This window comes from Shewanella sp. NKUCC01_JLK (genome assembly GCF_019345615.1).
Classification (GTDB): domain Bacteria; phylum Pseudomonadota; class Gammaproteobacteria; order Enterobacterales; family Shewanellaceae; genus Shewanella; species Shewanella oncorhynchi.
In genome coordinates this window covers 33,651-52,346 of record NZ_JAHKRD010000020.1, presented here as the reverse complement: position 1 = coordinate 52,346, position 18,696 = coordinate 33,651, and the positions used below count along the sequence as shown (strand labels likewise).

General features: G+C 44.3%; 17 protein-coding genes and 1 pseudogene. 5 read left to right on the top strand and 13 right to left on the bottom strand.

What is annotated here, in order from left to right; translation table 11 throughout:
• Positions 1-54: 54 nt before the first annotated feature.
• The 4 genes from KO537_RS19275 to KO537_RS19260 form a co-directional block, all read right to left on the bottom strand.
• Positions 55-684 carry a DUF4145 domain-containing protein gene (locus tag KO537_RS19275; protein ID WP_251071160.1) on the bottom strand — a complete coding sequence of 210 codons (630 nt, stop codon included), beginning with the start codon at positions 682-684 and terminating at the stop codon, positions 55-57.
• A 134-nt stretch (positions 685-818) separates the two neighbouring features.
• Complete coding sequence (locus KO537_RS19270) at positions 819-1,520, bottom strand: hypothetical protein (RefSeq protein ID WP_219235365.1); 702 nt, start codon at positions 1,518-1,520, stop codon at positions 819-821.
• Between the two features lie 164 nt (positions 1,521-1,684).
• Positions 1,685-2,623 (bottom strand): hypothetical protein, encoded by a 939-nt coding sequence (locus KO537_RS19265; protein WP_219235363.1) that lies wholly within the window; start codon positions 2,621-2,623, stop codon positions 1,685-1,687.
• A 94-nt stretch (positions 2,624-2,717) separates the two neighbouring features.
• Positions 2,718-2,981: a hypothetical protein gene (locus KO537_RS19260; RefSeq protein WP_219235361.1), complete on the bottom strand. Its 264-nt coding sequence runs from the start codon at positions 2,979-2,981 to the stop codon at positions 2,718-2,720.
• Between the two features lie 410 nt (positions 2,982-3,391).
• On the opposite strand from KO537_RS19260, the pseudogene KO537_RS23310 reads away from it, so the two are divergent.
• Together KO537_RS23310 and KO537_RS19255 are read left to right on the top strand one after the other, a co-directional pair.
• A pseudogene (locus tag KO537_RS23310) lies at positions 3,392-3,552 on the top strand (phage integrase N-terminal SAM-like domain-containing protein); the annotation flags it as partial.
• Positions 3,553-4,618: 1,066 nt separating this feature from the next.
• Positions 4,619-5,083: a chemotaxis protein CheX gene (locus KO537_RS19255; protein WP_105251417.1), complete on the top strand. Its 465-nt coding sequence runs from the start codon at positions 4,619-4,621 to the stop codon at positions 5,081-5,083.
• 424 nt (positions 5,084-5,507) lie between these two features.
• On the opposite strand, the gene alr is transcribed toward KO537_RS19255, so the two are convergent.
• Both alr and dnaB read right to left on the bottom strand, forming a co-directional pair.
• A complete protein-coding gene (alr, locus tag KO537_RS19250) occupies positions 5,508-6,584 on the bottom strand; it encodes an alanine racemase (protein ID WP_173497178.1) in 1,077 nt (358 codons plus the stop codon).
• Positions 6,585-6,670: 86 nt separating this feature from the next.
• Positions 6,671-8,077: a replicative DNA helicase gene (gene dnaB, locus KO537_RS19245; protein ID WP_105251415.1), complete on the bottom strand. Its 1,407-nt coding sequence runs from the start codon at positions 8,075-8,077 to the stop codon at positions 6,671-6,673.
• 125 nt (positions 8,078-8,202) lie between these two features.
• On the opposite strand from dnaB, the gene KO537_RS19240 reads away from it, so the two are divergent.
• Entirely contained in the window at positions 8,203-10,401 is a 2,199-nt protein-coding gene (locus KO537_RS19240; RefSeq protein WP_219235359.1) for a S46 family peptidase, read from the top strand.
• Positions 10,402-10,638: 237 nt separating this feature from the next.
• Here the strand turns inward: KO537_RS19240 and rplI are convergent, their stop codons facing one another.
• Genes rplI through rpsF form a run of 4 tightly spaced genes read right to left on the bottom strand, consistent with a single transcriptional unit; the run spans position 10,639 to position 12,077 of the window.
• Complete coding sequence (gene rplI, locus KO537_RS19235) at positions 10,639-11,091, bottom strand: 50S ribosomal protein L9 (RefSeq protein ID WP_113939970.1); 453 nt, start codon at positions 11,089-11,091, stop codon at positions 10,639-10,641.
• A 36-nt stretch (positions 11,092-11,127) separates the two neighbouring features.
• Entirely contained in the window at positions 11,128-11,355 is a 228-nt protein-coding gene (gene rpsR / locus KO537_RS19230; protein ID WP_006083042.1) for a 30S ribosomal protein S18, read from the bottom strand.
• Positions 11,356-11,367: 12 nt separating this feature from the next.
• Entirely contained in the window at positions 11,368-11,673 is a 306-nt protein-coding gene (priB, locus tag KO537_RS19225; protein WP_105251411.1) for a primosomal replication protein N, read from the bottom strand.
• An 8-nt stretch (positions 11,674-11,681) separates the two neighbouring features.
• Positions 11,682-12,077, bottom strand: a complete 396-nt coding sequence (rpsF, locus tag KO537_RS19220; protein ID WP_105251410.1) for a 30S ribosomal protein S6 — start codon at positions 12,075-12,077, stop codon at positions 11,682-11,684.
• Between the two features lie 213 nt (positions 12,078-12,290).
• On the opposite strand from rpsF, the gene KO537_RS19215 reads away from it, so the two are divergent.
• The gene (locus tag KO537_RS19215) at positions 12,291-13,034 is read left to right on the top strand and encodes a DUF481 domain-containing protein (RefSeq protein WP_173246883.1); all 744 of its coding nucleotides are present in this window, start codon (positions 12,291-12,293) and stop codon (positions 13,032-13,034) included.
• A 242-nt stretch (positions 13,035-13,276) separates the two neighbouring features.
• On the top strand, positions 13,277-14,719 hold the full coding sequence (locus tag KO537_RS19210; RefSeq protein ID WP_173246886.1) for an MFS transporter: 1,443 nt from the start codon (positions 13,277-13,279) through the stop codon (positions 14,717-14,719).
• A 114-nt stretch (positions 14,720-14,833) separates the two neighbouring features.
• Here the strand turns inward: KO537_RS19210 and rlmB are convergent, their stop codons facing one another.
• The 3 genes from rlmB to motX are packed head-to-tail and all read right to left on the bottom strand — an operon-like array spanning position 14,834 to position 18,694.
• Positions 14,834-15,574: a 23S rRNA (guanosine(2251)-2'-O)-methyltransferase RlmB gene (gene rlmB / locus KO537_RS19205; protein WP_028759536.1), complete on the bottom strand. Its 741-nt coding sequence runs from the start codon at positions 15,572-15,574 to the stop codon at positions 14,834-14,836.
• Positions 15,575-17,998, bottom strand: coding sequence for a ribonuclease R (gene rnr / locus KO537_RS19200; RefSeq protein ID WP_173246889.1), 2,424 nt, complete (start codon positions 17,996-17,998; stop codon positions 15,575-15,577).
• 39 nt (positions 17,999-18,037) lie between these two features.
• Positions 18,038-18,694 (bottom strand): flagellar protein MotX, encoded by a 657-nt coding sequence (gene motX, locus KO537_RS19195; RefSeq protein ID WP_113939975.1) that lies wholly within the window; start codon positions 18,692-18,694, stop codon positions 18,038-18,040.
• Positions 18,695-18,696 lie beyond the last annotated feature (2 nt).

The window sequence follows — 18,696 nt, the reverse complement described above, 5'->3', positions numbered from 1 at the left end:
ATTAAGCTAAGGGGGGGACGAAACGCCGTCCCAGCGAACGAAGTGAGCGCATTGTTAAGCGTAATTGTCGGCACTGTCACGTTTAGCTACAGCTTTTAATGCTCCTTCTGGAAGAACGTTGTAGAGGGCTGCAATTTTTTTAGGGCGTGATATTCGATCTTCTACAATGAAATTGAGCATTTCAAATAAGCTGTGGGCTATTTCTGGGTTATCAGTTAGTTCAATTTCGCCTGGATGGACGCCGTTATTGCCAACGACACGACAGTAATCTAGCGCTTGCTGAATTTCTATTGGTAAGCCTTTTTTCACTAAAGACCCAATATCATCATTTATATTTTTGCCTTTCTCCCCAAGCTCCGGCATAAGTTTTTGCAGGCAGAGCCGTAGTAATGCTGCTGCGGCTCTAGGTGATCTAGCGACGATATCTCGTGCTTCATTGTATTCATCTAGGCAGCTTTGAGGGAGATCTAGGTGAGGTGGAGGAACTGGAGCCTCTGATGGAACAACCATCCTTCCGTCGTACCAAAAGCAACGCTCCCAGCAGTGATTGCATCGTGAAAAGGTAAATGCGCTAGGGCCTATAGTTGGAATAAAAAGAGTACCCCAAGTTTGCTTGGCAAATACTGAACAAAGCAAACAGTGGAACTGTTCCTCTTTAAATTGTGGCGGATAGTATTTGCTCATGCGCGATTCCATATGTTGACGTTTAACGCCCGGCTCACCGAGCAAATTTTTGATGGCGGATTTTATGCGCCTTTTGCACAAAAAGGACAGCGGAAATTTGTCCGGTGCAGCCGATTGTTATATTTCAATACCAACTATTTCATAGACTCTAAATCCACATCAGCGTTTTTTGTTATACTGTTAACGTAACCATTAACTAAAGCGACAAAAAGGTGGTGAACTGTTTTTGCGTCGTGATAACTTGGTTTAACATACTCACCACCTAAATAACCGTTATTGTGAGTAAAGGCATTTCTAAGCTCTAATAATTTCTTAGAGAAATCATTTTTAATAGTTGGCATTTTCAATCCAAACAACCGTTCCGAAAGCCTAGAGATTTGAATAGGATCATGGAGTGTTGCACTGAGCAACTTTTGTTTGAGTTCACCTTCTGATAGTGTTTTTTTTGTGCTTATTTTTAAGTGCCTGGCATCTTCACTAGTGAGCTTTTTAATGTTTAGTAATGCATCTTTTATATAGTCTGTTTTATTACAACAAGCATTAAATAATTCATGGATAAAACCTTCATAAGCAGAAATTATACCTATAAGTAAAGTTCCATATAAAAAACAGTTAGGTTCAGATTCTTTTTTTTGGCTTTCAATGCCTAGATTTAATGAGTTCATATTTTCATTGAACCTTTCAATTGAAGACTGAAGATCAAATAAAAGATCCATCCATTCGAAAGCATTGTCGAGTTGAGCATTTAAAGTGTCCATTTCTTTTTCATGTTGCTCACACTCTCGTTCAAACTCTCGTTCAAACTCTTCGAAGTCAAAATCTAAATCATCATCCATAGAAGCCACCTGTAGTAGAAAATGAAATATAACGCCGAGTTCAGCGGCAGTTTTTAAGTTGTGGTTTTGTGGAACAATTTTGCGCAGCAAAACCACAAAACCGCGACTTAAAAACTGTCCAGTGTGCGAAGCGCACGAGCTGCAACGACTTGTTATGAACATGCTTAACTGGGTATTTCCAGTTCAATTTTTTGGGAGTAGTCAATTTCTCTCAACGGCAATTCCCAACCACTGAGCGCATGCTTGATTTGATCAAATAGCATAAGATAAGAGTTCGATGGAAACACATCGTCAGATTCTTGATATACAGCTTCTTTATCGACTGTGGCACCCAGCAAACCAAGAACATAGTGCAGCTCATGATTTTCATGCTGACTCTCAATGTCTATTAAAGTGGCCGATATTAATTCTAATAACACCCTTCCTTTAACAGTATCCGCATAGGCGGAGCCTCCTTTTGGTGTTGTTAGAACACCAATTCCTAAAAGGAGAGAAAGCCTTTCTCGGATTGGGCCTGTACTTACGCGCAATGACTTTGATAGTGAGCTAATATTTAAAAAACCTTTTGTTGCTATTTCATGCAATATAGCAATATTTAACCCTGGAGTACCTGAAGAGTAACAAAAATTTGTAAAATCACTCCGAGTTAAATTGCCAAAAATAACATTAAAAAGTAAGTCATTTACAATTTGTCGTTGAATGATTTCTTTAACTGTACCTCTATGATCATCCTTATCTGCATCGAAATCACTAGGCACCCAAATTGTTTTTAATTTCCACAAATTTTCAGCCAAACTTGTCTTTTTGTAATCAGATATAACCTCTTCAAAAAGAGCATGATGCTTTACCTTGTCACTTGCAACGTAGAGTTGTATCTCTGATTCTTGATCAGAAAGAAGTGTTCTAATATCTTTCTCTATGCCATCTGAATGACGCCACAGAACTTGCCCGACCAGAGGGCGACTCCAGTCGCGCTCTAACATACAAGATAAATCAAATTTTTTTCGCTCAGTCTCAGTAAATCCATAAAGACGAGAATTTGAAAAATTGTTCAAAATTTCTATAGCGATATTTTTTAAAAAAGAATGCTCAACACTTTCCACTTCAATCGATTCCTCTCAATATTTCATAACGATTAAGCTAAGGGGCGGGCTTTAGCCCGTCCCAGTGAGCGAAGCGAACGATTTGAGCGCATTGTTAGGGCTGTAGCGATAGAACTGCAATGCCAATACCTATGAGACCTACGATCAAACCTAATAAATTTATTGAGCGTGTTCTATGGATTGCATTCCAGCCACCCTCAGTTAAGCGATAAATATGCTGACTTGTTACTGCTGATAAGTTTCTTAAGTTACCATCGGGTGGCAATTGTTGTGTTGGCACTGACTCACGCAACACTTCTATCCAGCCACGCATAAGGCACGTTTGAATGTTCTCTTCGTTCGTTTCTGTCATCGGCATGGAGTTCTCTATAACCCAGACGTTACCAGGCTGAAGTACCATTCCGACTCGCTGTCTAGCAAGCAGCTTAAGAGTTTTGTAGATCGAATACTCTCTGTTCATTCAGAGCCCTAACATTTTATTAGTGCGCATGCGCGTTTACCTCGTTGGACCAGTGTAAACGCGCACCGTTAACTAGCTGTATTGCAAAGAACTTATCAGCTTTCTGCCAAATACACTATCTTGGAAAACGCGCATGCGCGTTTTCCAAACCTATTAACTCAAACCATTAAGAGCTAACTTTCTGATAATTAATGCAATATATAAGAGGACATAAGTGTAAACGCGCAAAATATTTTTACGGCCTTCCTTGATCTCAGCGACTCCCAAATAATACTGTATATAAAAACAGCATTTTAGAGGTGGAAATCATGAGTATGAAAGCCCATTTTTTAAGGGGTGTTCAAGAAGAAATGCGTATGCGTAGTTACAGTATCAGAACGGAAAAATCTTACCTGTTTGGAGCAAGGTATTCATTAATTTTCACCACAAGCGTCACCAAGAAACAATGGGGACGGACGAAGTGACACGGACATTTAAGCTTGAAAATATTTGTGGACTTATCACCCTTGCGGGACACTGGCGAGTTGCTGAGTATTTATGAATGGGAAGGTGCTTGGCTCAGCCTATAATCTAAATTTGTTTAACTGCATACCGACCTAAACCTAACGGGGCCCCAATCATTTAACGGTGCCCCATTGATAACAAAACAAATCACTAATCCCCCATATGGCTCCCACACTAGCTTACAGCCCTCTGAAAACAATAAAATCAGTCCAATCCAACATGGGCGCAATGGAAAAGGTCCTAACGATTGGAATAGCTGATATAACAGGGTTTTTACTCATTTTAGATTGAATCATCACGCTCACATTTTAAGCTGTTTTTACACATTTGTGCATTTGTCTAATTGCCGGGCATCCTGTGAGGTATCCCAAATTATAAGATTGAGCGCTCAAGATGGTGTTCCCAGTAATTGACCTGAAAACACGTACTGAACAACACACTACAAATGCGTCGTTAGGGTGAAGCAAAAAAGTGAGACAGTTTACAGCGAACATCGTACTTTTACAAAGTCAGCTAAGACACTCAAGGCCAAGACGCCTTTTTGATAGCACTCCACAATGCCGAAAATAGCCATATAAAATGGGATTACGTAAGACGCGATGGGATAGAGAGTTGAGTAGCAACGCCTTCTCACAAGTTCAAGTGCAAATAAAAGTCGAGTTACTCCATAAAAAGGCTAAAAAACTTTGCAGCATCGGCACTCATGAGCCACTATGAATGGGGCTAATGCAGCCCATTTTTGTATGTATAAGACGTAAAACAACGCTATTTGACGATAAGTGTCTTCCAAGCAAACTTATAAACCATCATACAAAACGGTCTAAACAATAAAGGGCACGGTTATATGGAGCTTTAGCGGCCTATAACTCAGATAAATGATAAGAATATCTTTAAATTAGCCTCACATTTATAGCTGTCTCATCTAAGCTGATAGAGTGTGATCAAGATTGCTGTCGATAAGCAACTTTTCTAATAGCCTTAAGCAATGCCATTACTCCATGGTTTAGGCTCAAAAGAGGACAAACTTAGGCATGAACGTTAATTTTATTAATCCTTTCCTCCAATCTTTGCTCAATGTCATATCTACGATGGCGAGCATGGATTTGACGCCGGGCAAACCCCAAATCAAAGTAGATAACTTAGCAAAGGGTGATGTATCCGGCCTAATCGGTCTTGTAGGACCCCAAACAAAAGGATCACTGTCGATTACCTTCGAACAAAAGCTTGTTTTGCAGATAATGCAGAATATGCTGGGCGAAAACCCGGGTAAAATTAACGAGGAAGTGACTGACTTAGTAGGCGAAATTACGAATATGGTGACTGGTGGCGCAAAAAATCTTTTGGGTCAAAAAGGTTATGAATTTGAAATGGCCACTCCTATGGTCGTATCAGGAAAAGGCCATACTATTTCCCATAAAGCTAATGGCACTAAGATTATCATGCCATTTACAAGCCCGCATGGTACTGCTTATATTGAAATATGTTTTGAAAACTAATAGCTAAAATGCATCAAGCCAGTCAGCTCAAAATACATTAAATATCCTGTCGCTCTGGATCTTATGTTTCATTCGCTTATTTAAAGCCAGATAACAAAGATCAGAACGGCTGGTTTACCGTAACCTGAATTGAGGTATTTTTATCGTCTATTTTGCCGCCTAACACCAGTTCAGCACAGCTTCATCCTCAGGTCCAAAACATATTGCGTCGCCAACTGTGAACTGCAAACCACTATTTTGTCTATCTCAGCCCTACAGGTTCGACACTTCTCCCGCTAACAAATAACTATAATTCATAGTGTTATTTGCAGTAACCATTCGTGTAGTGGCAATTATTCATCCTGACACTTTACATAAAAGAAAACGGTGTTTAATCACCCTTTTCTTACTAAAAAGTGTCCCAGAATAATTCCATCTGTCAGGGTTAAGCTAAGCAAACAGCAACCCTTGGCGTAAGCTTAGTGACTAATTCGTAAGCGATAGTGCCAATATGTTCAGCGACTTCCTCCACGGGTAATGCCTTACCCCACAGCAATGCACTATCCCCAACTTTATCTTGTGCCCCTTGGCCTAAGTCAACAGTCAACATGTCCATAGAAACACGGCCGACTATGGGTACGCGGCGACCATTGACCCACACGGGTGTGCCTTCCGGTGCATTGCGAGGATAACCATCACCATAACCAATCGCCACTACGCCTAAACGAGTATCTTGCTTCGCGGTCCAGAAACAACCATAGCCCACTGGCTGATTGGCTTTATGATCCCGTACCGCAATCAACTGTGATACCAATTCCATCGCAGGAACTAGCCCGTGATTCGCACCGCAATCACCAGTAACAGGAGATACACCATAGAGTGCGATACCAGGACGGATCCAATCGCCTTGGCTCTGAGGCCAATACAAGGCACCAGCAGAGTTTGCTAAGGTTCTAAATCCGGGCAAGCCTGCCGTTAACGTATTAAAAGCCGCCATCTGTACTGAGGTATAGGTGTTTTCAGGCTCGTCCGCACAGGCAAAATGTGTCATCAAATGGATCGGTTTTGCCACATTGGGACAGGCCATTAACCTTGCGTAAACCGTTGAAAATTGTTCGGGCGTAAAACCTAAACGATGCATGCCTGAATCCACTTTAAGCCAGACAGTGACAGGTTTTGACAACACAGTTTGCTCTAACATCTCAAGCTGAGAACAGTGGTGCACTACAGTGTCAATATCATGCCCGACGAGTAACGGAAGATCGGTGGCACGGAAAAAACCTTCTAGTAACAATAAACGCGCTATCACGCCGCCCGCTCGTAATTCTAAGGCCTCATCCAATCGTGCTAGGCCAAAGCCATCGGCACTAACTAAACAATTAGCGACATTCAATAATCCATGACCATAACCGTTCGCTTTAACGACGGCCATCACACGACTCGCTGGTGCCTGTTGACGCAACGCAGCGAGATTGGTTTGCAGTGCACTACTGCTAATTTCTGCACGGGGAAAAGGGTTCAAAATTTACCTTGTTTACTCAGGAAATAAAAAATACATCAATACAGCTCATCTTCTGCAAACGCAAACTGACTGTTTTTAAACGTCAATTAATCTTCTTCAAACTGCGGCCCAGCATAATTATCGAAACGCGAAAATTGCCCTTGGAAAGTGAGCCGCACCCGACCAATGGGGCCGTTACGTTGCTTACCAATGATGATTTCTGCCGTGCCTTTATCTTGAGAATCGTTGTTATACACTTCATCGCGATAAATAAACATGATGAGATCCGCATCTTGCTCGATAGCGCCTGATTCACGTAAATCCGAGTTAACAGGACGTTTATCGGCCCTTTGTTCGAGCGAGCGGTTAAGCTGCGACAGGGCAATAATCGGGATTTCCAACTCTTTGGCTAATGCTTTCAGCGAGCGTGAAATTTCAGAAATTTCTAAGGTACGGTTATCTTTTAAGGCGGGCACCTGCATTAACTGCAGGTAATCTATCATGATCATAGATAAACCACCGTACTCACGGGCGATACGACGCGCGCGGCTGCGAACTTCTGTCGGGGTTAATCCCGAACCATCATCAATATACATTTTACCTTGTTCGAGCATGATACCCATGGTCGATGAAACCCGCGCCCAATCTTCATCATCGAGTTGACCAGTACGGATTTTGGTTTGATCAACGCGGCCCAAGGAGGCCAGCATACGCATCATAATCTGTTCTGACGGCATCTCGAGACTGAAAATAAGTACGGGTTTATCTTCATTCATTGCGGCCTGTTCGCACAAGTTCATCGCAAAGGTGGTTTTACCCATAGAAGGACGCGCAGCAACGATAATCAAGTCGCCAGACTGGAAACCAGCGGTCATCTTATCCAAATCGTTAAAGCCGCTCGAAACTCCAGTCACACCGTTATGGGGGTTGTTATAAAGCTGCTCAATCTTATCGACGGTTTTTTCCAGAATGGTTTTAATGCCTTCGGGACCTTCATTAGCATTGGTTCGCATCTCGGCGATCTTAAATACTTTACTCTCAGCCAGGTCGAGTAATTCACCCGAGTCCCGACCTTCTGGGTTATAGCCCGCATCGGCAATCTCATGCGCGACGCGGATCATGTCACGAACGACAGCACGTTCACGGACGATTTCAGCGTAAGATAAAATATTACCCGCACTTGGGGTATTTTTCGCAATCTCACCTAAATAGGCAAAACCACCGGCATCTTCTAATTGGTTCTCAACTTCGAGCTGTTCAGAAACAGTGATCAAATCGATCGGTTGCCCTAAATCGACCAATCTGTGCATGGCAGAAAAGATCATCTTATGTGAGCGAGAGTAAAAATCCTCTTTTACGACAGCCTCAGCTACCCTGTCCCACGCTTCGGCATCTAACATCAAGCCGCCTAATACCGATTGTTCAGCCTCAATTGAATGCGGTGGCAGCTTGAGTCCATCAAGCTGCAAATCTCTTGGCTTACTTTTAGGCTTAAAAGCACCTTGTTGTGACATTAACGCTCCCGATTTCCAACAACTTAACAAAATATGATATAAAACCCGCGTCAAGCAAACAGGATGTTTACACTCGCCTGTTATTTCATTCCAACGGACACTCTAACAATCAATAAGGAAAGAACATGCGTATTGCATTGGTTGCGGCCTTAGTACTGACATCCGGCATAGCAACTGCCGACGAAGGACAATGGCAACCTTATCAAATGCCTTCAATTGCAGACAAACTCAGTGAACGCGGAATTGATATTCCGGCAGAAAAACTGGCCGATCTGACAAGTTATCCAATGAACGCTGTGGTTGGGCTGGGCTATTGTACCGCCAGTTTTGTCTCCCCCCAAGGGCTAGTTGTGACAAACCACCATTGTGCCTACAAGGCGATACAATATAACACTAAGCAAGAGCATAACTACCTAGAACAAGGCTTTTTAGCAACATCGATGGACAAGGAACCCTCTGCCGGTCCTAACGAACGTTTATACATCACAGAAGCAGTGACCAATGTCACCGCGCAAATCAATAAAGACCTCAGCCAAGACCCGCTAAGTCGTTACGAAGACATTCAAAATCACAGTAAAGCGCTCATCAAAAGCTGTGAAGCCGATGCTAACTATCGTTGTAATGTGCGCAGTTTCCATAACGGCTTAGAATACTACTTAATCAAGCAATTGATGATCCGCGATGTGCGCTTAGTCTACGCACCACCTGAAAGTGTTGGGGGCTATGGTGGCGATATTGATAACTATGAATATCCACGCCATTCGGGTGATTTTGCCTTCCTACGAGCTTATGTGGGTAAAGATGGCAAACCTGCTGCTTATAGCGACGATAATATTCCTTACCAGCCAAAGAGCTACCTTAAGGTCAATGCCGATGGCGTAAAAGCCGGTGATGGCGTGTTTGTGGCGGGTTACCCAGGCACGACTAGCCGTTACAACCTGAGCAGTGAACTTAAATTTGCCAGTGATTGGTTGTACCCAACCCAAGCTAAGCGTTATCAATTACAGATTGATACTATCGAGGCTATGGGACAAAAAGATGCCGATATCGCCATTAAGTACGCAGGTAATATGGCCTCAATGGCCAACCGGATGAAGAAACTCAACGGCCTATTAGCGGGTTTTAAAGCAACGGATATCATTGGCATTAAGCAAAGCCGTGAAGATAATTTTTTAGCTTGGCTTAAACAAAACCCTAAGCTAAATCAAAATCTCATTGCTGAGTTAGAAGTGTTACTCGCCGAGCAACAACAAGCATTCCAAAGTAATTACTACTTTACCAATGCCCAATCTAGCACATTGTTAACCGCAGCAAACAGCCTCTACCGTCTTGCTAAAGAAAAACAAAAGCCCGATGCCGAGCGTGAGCAAGGCTACCAAGAACGTGATATTGCTATGTTAAGCTCACGTCTTAAACGTATCGATTCAAGTTTTGATGTCACTGTTGATAAGACTTTGTGGCTACAGGATTTAAATGCTTACCTTAGCCAATCAAATCGCGTAGCAGCACTCGATGAGATGCTAAATGTGAACACGAAAGATGCCGATCTCGCAGCTAAACTCGATGGTTTGTACTCACTCACTACGCTCACAGACCAAGCTAAGCGCCTTGCGTGGATGAATGCCGATGCTAGCGCTTTCGAAACCAGTGCAGATCCCTTTATTCGTTTAGCCGTAGCACTTTATGACACGAATATGGCACAGGAAAAGTCAGAAAAAATCTTAGACGGCAAGCTGTCTAGTGCTCGCCCTGATTATATGGCGGCCGTGATCGAATACTACAAAGCAAACAACTGGCCAGTCTATCCTGACGCCAACGGTACGCTACGGATCAGCTATGGCATGGTTGATGGTTATCAATCACGTGATGCGCTCTATAAACAGCCGTTTACTCGTCTTGATGGCATAGTCGCAAAACACACAGGCGTTGAGCCCTATAATGCGCCGAAAAAACTCCTCGATGCGATTAGCGAACAACGTTTTGGCGATCATCTGGTGAAGTCGGTTTATCAAGATCCCCGCGGCTGGATTTGCAGACTCTTCTCTTGTTTAGATAAACCAGAAGAATTTAACTCAGTACCTGTTAACTTCTTATCGAGTGTGGATACCACAGGTGGTAACTCCGGCTCACCAGTATTCAACGGAAAAGGTGAGTTAGTGGGCCTTAACTTCGACTCAACCTATGAAGCTATCACTAAAGATTGGTTCTTCAACCCAACCATCACCCGTGCAGTGCACGTGGATATTCGCTATATCCTGTGGATGATGGATGAAGTCGACCATGCCGATAACTTAATCCAAGAATTGGATTTAGTGAGAAATTAATACCTTGAGCTAAATCCGTTGCTCTAAACAAAAAGCCGCTCACTGTTATGCAGTAAGCGGCTTTTATTTGGGCTCGTATTTTAGCAGCGAATACACTTTGGGATGATGAGATTGAATGAGTAGGCGCGTATCACCTATCGCTTAAATCCATCGCAGAGCCGATATCAAAACCTAAATTTCAGCTATAAAAAAACACCGCCGAAGCGGTGTTTCTCTTAAGATTAAAGCAAGGAGTAATTAAGCTTCTGCAACGATAGAAACTTTAACAACAGCTTTAACTTCAGTGTGTAACTGAACTTCAACTTCAAAGTCGCCAGTAGTACGCAGAGCGCCTAATGGTAAACGAACTTCTGATTTAGCCAGCTCAACACCAGCAGCAGTCACTGCATCAGCGATGTCACGGTTGCCAACTGAACCAAACAGTTTGCCTTCATCACCCGCTTTAGAAGCAATAACAACAGCTTCCAGTGCAGTGATTTTCTCAGCACGTAGGTTAGCAGCAGCTAATTCAGCAGCTAATTTAGCTTCTAATTCAGCGCGACGAGCTTCAAATACTTTAACGTTGCTTTCGTTAGCAACAACAGCTTTACCTTGTGGCAAAAGGTAGTTACGAGCGTAACCAGCTTTAACAGTAACTTGGTCACCCAAGTTGCCTAGGTTAGCGATTTTATCAAGCAGAATAACGTTCATTATCAAATCCTCTATATTCGATTAGGAATACTGCAATTACTGATGTAAATCAGTGTATGGCAGTAGAGAAAGATAACGAGCACGCTTGATAGCGCGAGCTAGTTGGCGCTGATATTTAGCACTAGTACCAGTGATACGGCTAGGAACAATCTTGCCGCTTTCAGTGATGTAGTTCTTTAAAGTAACGATATCTTTGTAATCAATTTCTGCAACACCTTCAGCGGTGAAACGGCAGAACTTGCGACGACGGAAATAACGTGCCATGTTGACAGTCTCCTAAGTTTTCAATTCGACATTTTCGGCATGGATGACTAAGCGGTTCTGACCATTACGCCCCTGTTGAAGCGTCATAAAGCCTTGCACTTGTACTTCCACACCTGCTTTCAGATCTTCTGCGACGCTTTCAAAGCGTGGGCCACTCAATATCACTTGAATTTGTACGTAGACGTTGCGGAGCATTTCGGCTTCATAACGCTGCGATTTGTGTTCCAACATAATTACACTATGTGCAATACCTGCTGGGCTTTTAAAGCGTCTTGAACGAGTTATCGTTCCTGACAACACCAAGTTATTGGTGGTCACAGATTACCTTACTCAGCGATTTCTTCAGCGTGAGCTTCATCATATGAGCGTTCGCCAGCTGGGCCACGACGTGAATCGCGCTCATCTCTAGCTCTAGCCATTGGAGATGCTTCAGTAACGGCAACTTTAGTACGCATTACCATGTTACGCAGAACTGCGTCGTTGAAACGGAAAGCTGTTTCTAGCTCTTCGATCGTCTCTGCTTTAGCTTCAACGTTCATCAGAACGTAGTGAGCTTTATGCAGGTCAAGGATTGGGTAAGCCAGTTGACGACGGCCCCAATCTTCTAAACGGTGGATTGTGCCGTTAGCTTCGGTGATAACACCTGTGTAACGCTCAATCATACCTGGTACTTGTTCACTTTGATCTGGGTGAACCATAAATACGATTTCGTAATGACGCATTTATTGCTCCTTACGGTTATGTAGCCTCGGTATTGGCTCAGTCAAACCAAATGGAGGCAAGGAACGAAAAATAGTGACTGATTTGAGCGCGAGATAGTACAGAAAGCAAGCCAGAAACTCAAGCAATAACTTTGCCTCGCCAATCAATACAGGTATGATGGCGGTTCGCCTACATTCGGACGTCTGAAATCAGCTAACCAAGAATAAAACATAATGCTAAAAGTTATTACGCCAATCAGTTTGTTTTTCCTTTCATTTCCTGCGCTTGCGCTTGTTCCACCTGATTATCAGGAACCGCCCAGCGATTTTACCGCGGAAATCGAAGCTGGCTTGCAACTGAACACAGGCAATACCGAATCCAGCAGTTTTAATGGTCGAACCCAACTGATTTACGATACAAAGCAAACCAAGCAAGAAGCCACACTAAAAGCCTATTTTGCCTCAGAAAAAAGTCAAACAACCTCCGAAAAATATGAGCTACAGTTACAATCGAGCTATAAACTGACTAAGGGTTATGTCTTCGGACGTGGTGATTTTACTTGGGATCAATTCGGTAGTTACACGCAAATATCAACGCTTTCGAGTGGTTACGGTTTCAATGCTATCAGTAGTTATAAAACAAAACTCAGTCTCGAGTTCGGCCCAGGTTATCGATATAACTTACCTGCAGAATCGGTAACCATCCCCAGCCCTGATGCCGAAAAAGATGTCATTCTTCGTACCGCTGCCAAATTCTCTCAAAAACTACAGGAATACAGCAGTCTCAATGCCGATCTCACCGCGGAAGTGGGCGAGAACAACAACACCCTCACCTTAGATATGAACTATAAAAATCTGGTGTTCCAAGATTGGGCATTTAAGATCGGTATGAACATCAAATACACTGAAGTGGTACCAGAAGGAAGCCAACCCATGGATACCATCACCACCTTCAACTTGCTTTACACTTTTAGATAACTCTTTTTAAAAAATACGACGAAATACATAGAGTAAGATGACGCTAATAGCCTACTCGGCTGGCGTCTATGTGAATGCTTTACAAGCATCCCCTTGAGTTGTTCCGACATAATTCAGTGATTTTTTGAGCAGAAATGCGCAATTAATCAAGATTTACCAACAATTTGCAACACAACATAAACACTAACCCCTGATATACTCACTCCTCATTATCAATCTAGTTTGTGTTTTCGGAGTTGTATATGACTAATCCGCTGCGCACTTTCGCCTCTTTATATAGCACCACATTATTAATGGTATTAGCCGGCGGCTTGCTTACCACCTATCTTGGGCTCAGGCTCTCAGTGATGAATGTGCCACAAATATGGATTGGCGGCATGATGTCGGCCTACTATGTTGGCCTAGTGGCAGGCTCTAAGATTGGTCATCGACTTATCGCTCAAGTGGGCCATATCCGCGCCTTTGTCGCCAGTGCTGGCATAGTCGCTGCATCGGCATTAGGCCATGCACTCGTGGATGAGCTAGCGGTTTGGCTGCTCCTCAGACTCGTGGTCGGCATGGGGATGATGTGCCAATACATGGTGTTAGAAAGTTGGCTTAACGAACAAGCTGAAAGTAATCAAAGGGGCACAGTGTTTGCGAGTTATATGATCGTATCTTACTTCGGTTTAATCTTGGGCCAAGGTGCGATCAGTATTTTCCCCGAATTAGGACTAGAGCCACTACTGCTTATCGCAATTTGTTTTTCACTCTGTATCGTACCGATTTCACTCACGCGTCGTCTTCACCCTGCGCCCTTAGTTCCTGCCCCACTCAAAATTGCCTATTACTGGAAAAAAGCGCCACAAGCACTCACGACAATCGCGATTGGTAGCATGATAGTGGGTTCGTTTTATGGTCTCGCTCCCGCCTACGCCAGTAACTTAGGTTTACCACCTGAAAAAGTCGCCACGTATATGACGGCAACGATTTTAGCGGGATTACTGGCACAATGGCCAATGGGAAAATTGTCCGACATTATGTCCCGCAGTCGCCTTATCCGTATCAACTGTATATTGCTCGGTATCTTAGCCTTAGCTATCGCTTTAACTCCCTATCACCCGGTGATTTCGCTGGTGATGACCTTCCTATTTGGTATTTTAGGTTTCACTTTTTATCCGCTTGCCACAGCGCTTGCCAACTCTCGAGTAGAGCAAAATGAGCGGGTCGGCTTATCAGCAACAATATTATTAACCTTCGGCTTAGGCGCCAGTATCGGTCCGCTTATCGCATCGACATTAATGCAATGGTTTGGCAATAACATGTTATATGGCTTTATGTCAGCCTGTACCTTAATACTCTTTGTGCGTTTACGTTATGTACATTCACAGCAAAAAGTCGAAACCAATGTCACCCAAGACTACATAATGGCGACGGGCGACTTAGTCTCGTCACCACTGGCGGCAGCGTTGGACCCACGGGTTGATGTTGAATCAATTCAAGAGCATATGACGCCAAGCGCTAACTTAGATGAATCGGAGCATGATTTAGGGGCCGATGGCGTCGATGACGATATTATCGATGATAATGACAGTGATGAGGAACAACTCGCCTTTAGTTTCGATATTGAGCAAGCAGAGCCTGAAGCCGCTCAAATAGATGAAACTGATAGCAATCAGGTTAACCTAGACAAAGCGATGACGTAAAAAAGGCCAATAAAAAACGGATTAACTTTATATCGTTAATCCGCCTTTTTATTACGACCAGTTGTTACTTCAAGCCTGATACTGCATATGTGAGATCAGGCAAACGTGAGCATATTAGCTACGACGCTGACGCACTGCTTCAAATAGGCAAATACCCGTTGCAACCGATACGTTCAAGCTGGACACACTACCGGCCATAGGGATAGAGATCAGTGAATCGCAAGACTCACGGCTTAATCGGCGTAAGCCTTTGTCTTCAGCTCCCATAGCAATCGCCAATGATCCCTTGAGATCCGCTTGATAAAGCTCGCAATCTGCCTCGCCCGCAGTGCCCACAATCCACACACCTTTATCCTGCAGGTGACGCATAGTGCGCGCAAGATTAGTCACTTGGAATAAAGGTACTGTTTCCGCAGCGCCACATGCCACTTTACTCACAGTCGCAGTTAAGCCAACTGAATTGTCTTTAGGCACGATAATACCTTGTACGCCAGCCGCATCGGCATTACGTAGGCAAGCGCCTAAGTTATGGGGATCCGTCACACCATCCAAGATCAACAGGAATGCTTGCTCAGTGTTAGCAAGCAGCACATCTAAATCTTGCTCATTCAATACTTTCGCCGCTTTAACGCGCGCGACTATGCCTTGATGTTGGCTGCTTTCCGCTTTGTCATCTAAGGCTTTACGAGAAGCGACTTGAATCGTCGTGCCAAAGGCTTTGGCCTGATCGGCCAGCACAGTTAAGCGCTCATCGTCACGACCTTGTAACAGCCACAACTCAATAATGCGCTCAGGGCTGTGTTTTAACAGGGCTTCAACTGCGTGGATCCCAAAAATAATATCTTGTTTTTTCATTTATTTCTTTCTCGTGCTCCGCTTAGCGGCTTTTGGCTTTTTAGCCGGATCTTTTACTGCTGCTTTTTTAGCTTTAGTGCCAGCTTTGGCCTTAGGTTTGGTTTTGCCTGTTTCAGCCTTGGCGCTAGATACCGCGGTTTTGCCTGCTTTACCTTGCTTAGCGCCTTCACGATTAACGCGCTCACGGGCTGTCATCGGCTTATCACGGCTGACAGATGCTTTACGTTTACCACCTTTGCCGTCATCACCCAGCATAACCAAATCAATCTGTCTGTCATCTAAGTTGACTGCAGCAACCTTAACCGTCGCAGGATCGCCGACTTGATAAACTTGACCTGTGTGCTCACCGATAAGACGTTGACGCATAGGGTCGAATTGGTAGTAATCGCTACCTAGACTTGAGATATGCACTAAGCCATCGATAAACAGTTCATTTAAGCGCACAAACAAACCAAAACTGGTCACTGAGGCAATCACAGCTTCAAAGGTATCGCCGACGTGATCTTGCATAAACTCGCACTTCAGCCAATCGCTAACATCGCGAGTCGCTTCATCGGCACGACGTTCTGTGGTTGAACACTCTTCGCCTAATTTGTCGAGCTCATCGAGCTGATAATGATAGCCACCATCCTGCGTCCACTTCTCAGTGGCTTCGCCCCTTTCCTTCGCCAGTAAATAACGGATCACACGATGTAACACTAAATCCGGATAACGGCGAATGGGCGAGGTAAAATGCGCATATTCTTCTAAAGCCAGACCGAAGTGACCTTCGTTATCCGGAGTGTAAATTGCCTGACGCATAGAGCGCAGTAACATCACTTGGATAAGTTCAGCATCAGGGCGGTCGGCAATTTGCAACATCACATTCTGGTAATCTGACGGCGTTGGCTCAAGTCCGCCGGGCATGCTTAAACCACGCTCAGCAAGGAACTCTTTAAAGTTTGCCAATTTTTGCTCGGATGGCGCTTCATGCACACGATACAAGACTTCGCCTTTGTGTTTCTTCACAAACTTAGCTGCAGAAACGTTGGCTAAAATCATACATTCTTCAATGATTTTATGGGCTTGATTACGGCCACGCGGCACGATTTTATCAATCTTGCGCTGCTCATTGAAAATGAACTGCGTTTCCATGGTTTCAAACGCAATCGCACCACGCTCGGCTCTTTGCTCATCGAGCGCTAAATACAATGACTGTAAACACTGCAAATGCGGGAACAAAGCCTCATGCTCAGGCGCAATGGGGCCGCCTTCTAACATTGCTGCCACTTGGGTATAAGTGAAACGGGCATGGGAATACATCACAGCCGGATAAAACTTATAACCTGATAACTTACCTTTAGCAGATACGGTCATCTCGGCGACCATACATAAACGGTCGACGTGGGGATTAAGCGAACATAGGCCGTTAGAGATTTTCTCCGGCAGCATAGGGATCACTTGCGATGGGAAATACACAGAGTTACCACGGGCACGCGCTTCGGTATCCAAGGCAGAATCGGTACGCACATAATAACTGACGTCGGCAATCGCAACCCATAAACGCCAGCCGCCACCGGCTTTTTTCTCCGCATACACGGCATCGTCAAAATCGCGGGCGTCTTCACCGTCGATAGTCACTAATGGCAGATGACGTAAATCCACACGACCGACTTTATCGGCGTCGGTTACTTCATCGGGAATACGGCGCAGTTTCTTCTCGATCACAGGTGACCAAGTATGGGGTAAGTCATAGTTACGCAGGGCGATTTCGATTTCCATCCCCGGCGCCATTTGCTTACCAAGCACTTCAGTCACTTTACCCGCAGCCTTAACAAAACGACCTGGGCGACGCGTTAATTCAACCACAACCACATCGCCTTGACGGGCGCCGTTGCGATCTTCATTCGCGACTAAGATTTCTTGGGTTATACGCTTATCATCGGCAATGACAAATGCCATACCGCTATCAACATGATAACGGCCAACAATTGCAGCACTGCGCGGCTGGATCAAACGCACCAAACGTGCTTCGCGACGACCACGACGATCTGTGCCTGCTTTTTGCGCCAGCACTTTATCACCGTGGAAATACATCAGCATGTCGCGGTTCGAAATAAATAAGTCATCACCGCCTTCATCGGGTTTGAAAAAGCCGAAGCCTTCTCTGTGTCCGAGCACTGTGCCGGGGATCAGATCCATTTTCTCGGGTAAGCCATAGCTCTGCCCACGGGTGAACACAAGTTCGCCATCGCGTTCCATCGCACGTAGGCGACGGCGCAGGGCCTCAAGTTGTTCTTCCTCTTGGATGTTTAACGCCGCGGCAATGCTGTCACGAGTGATAGGTGATTTTTGAGAACGTAAGTAATCGAGAATATACTCACGGCTTGGGATAGGGTTTTCGTACTTATCCTGTTCACGCTCAAAATGAGGGTCTTTGATCATTCAATATCCAAATAATGTGTCTCTAGATTAAGAGACCACTTAACGGGTTCGCAACTGTTCTTGCTGGGCCCGCGCCACTGCACTGGGGGGCATTTTAGCTGCTAACACCTGCAGTAAAGACAAGGCTTTATTCTTAGTCGCCTCGTCCGCAAATACATCGTTATATAACCAGTGATAGGCCATCTCGTAATCCCTAGGACTACCATAACCTTCACCGAATAAACGAACTAACATCATACGAGCGGATAAACTGCCACTTGCAGCCGCAGGCAGTAAATAATGCACTGCTCTGTCTTTATTGCGGATGACAAATTTCCCACTCTGATAATACTCGGCAAGCTTTAACATCGCTTCTGAGCTACCTTGTTCGGCCGAGTCACGTAACAAAGCAATACCCTTCACAGGGTTAGCCTTCACACACGTTCCATGATTGAGCATTTCGCCCCAAAGGAATTGATATAAAGGCTGTTTTAAGACTTGGGCTCGCGCCTCAATGTCTTGGACTAACTGGCAATCATCACGTTTCACTTTCGCTAAGTATTGATTGCTACGGATCAAATCAAGCAATTGATCTTGACTATAAATATCCACCGCCTGCGTTTCAGCAAAGCACATTGAAGATACTAAAGGCAGTAGCGCAACGAGTGCTGTACGTAGCATAACGACTCTCAATGACAGTAGGATGAATACTTGCATCG

What these genes read in the sequence shown, in the direction of transcription:
- motX (WP_113939975.1), bottom strand. Translation starts at nt 18,694, where the DNA reads ATGCAAGTATTCATCCTACTGTCATTGAGAGTCGTTATGCTACGTACA.
- KO537_RS19240 (WP_219235359.1), top strand. Translation starts at nt 8,203, where the DNA reads ATGCGTATTGCATTGGTTGCGGCCTTAGTACTGACATCCGGCATAGCA.
- KO537_RS19255 (WP_105251417.1), top strand. Translation starts at nt 4,619, where the DNA reads ATGAACGTTAATTTTATTAATCCTTTCCTCCAATCTTTGCTCAATGTC.
- KO537_RS19210 (WP_173246886.1), top strand. Translation starts at nt 13,277, where the DNA reads ATGACTAATCCGCTGCGCACTTTCGCCTCTTTATATAGCACCACATTA.
- rnr (WP_173246889.1), bottom strand. Translation starts at nt 17,998, where the DNA reads ATGATCAAAGACCCTCATTTTGAGCGTGAACAGGATAAGTACGAAAAC.
- KO537_RS19270 (WP_219235365.1), bottom strand. Translation starts at nt 1,520, where the DNA reads ATGGATGATGATTTAGATTTTGACTTCGAAGAGTTTGAACGAGAGTTT.
- rlmB (WP_028759536.1), bottom strand. Translation starts at nt 15,574, where the DNA reads ATGAAAAAACAAGATATTATTTTTGGGATCCACGCAGTTGAAGCCCTG.
- KO537_RS19260 (WP_219235361.1), bottom strand. Translation starts at nt 2,981, where the DNA reads ATGCCGATGACAGAAACGAACGAAGAGAACATTCAAACGTGCCTTATG.
- dnaB (WP_105251415.1), bottom strand. Translation starts at nt 8,077, where the DNA reads ATGTCACAACAAGGTGCTTTTAAGCCTAAAAGTAAGCCAAGAGATTTG.
- KO537_RS19215 (WP_173246883.1), top strand. Translation starts at nt 12,291, where the DNA reads ATGCTAAAAGTTATTACGCCAATCAGTTTGTTTTTCCTTTCATTTCCT.
- rpsF (WP_105251410.1), bottom strand. Translation starts at nt 12,077, where the DNA reads ATGCGTCATTACGAAATCGTATTTATGGTTCACCCAGATCAAAGTGAA.
- rpsR (WP_006083042.1), bottom strand. Translation starts at nt 11,355, where the DNA reads ATGGCACGTTATTTCCGTCGTCGCAAGTTCTGCCGTTTCACCGCTGAA.
- rplI (WP_113939970.1), bottom strand. Translation starts at nt 11,091, where the DNA reads ATGAACGTTATTCTGCTTGATAAAATCGCTAACCTAGGCAACTTGGGT.
- KO537_RS19275 (WP_251071160.1), bottom strand. Translation starts at nt 684, where the DNA reads ATGAGCAAATACTATCCGCCACAATTTAAAGAGGAACAGTTCCACTGT.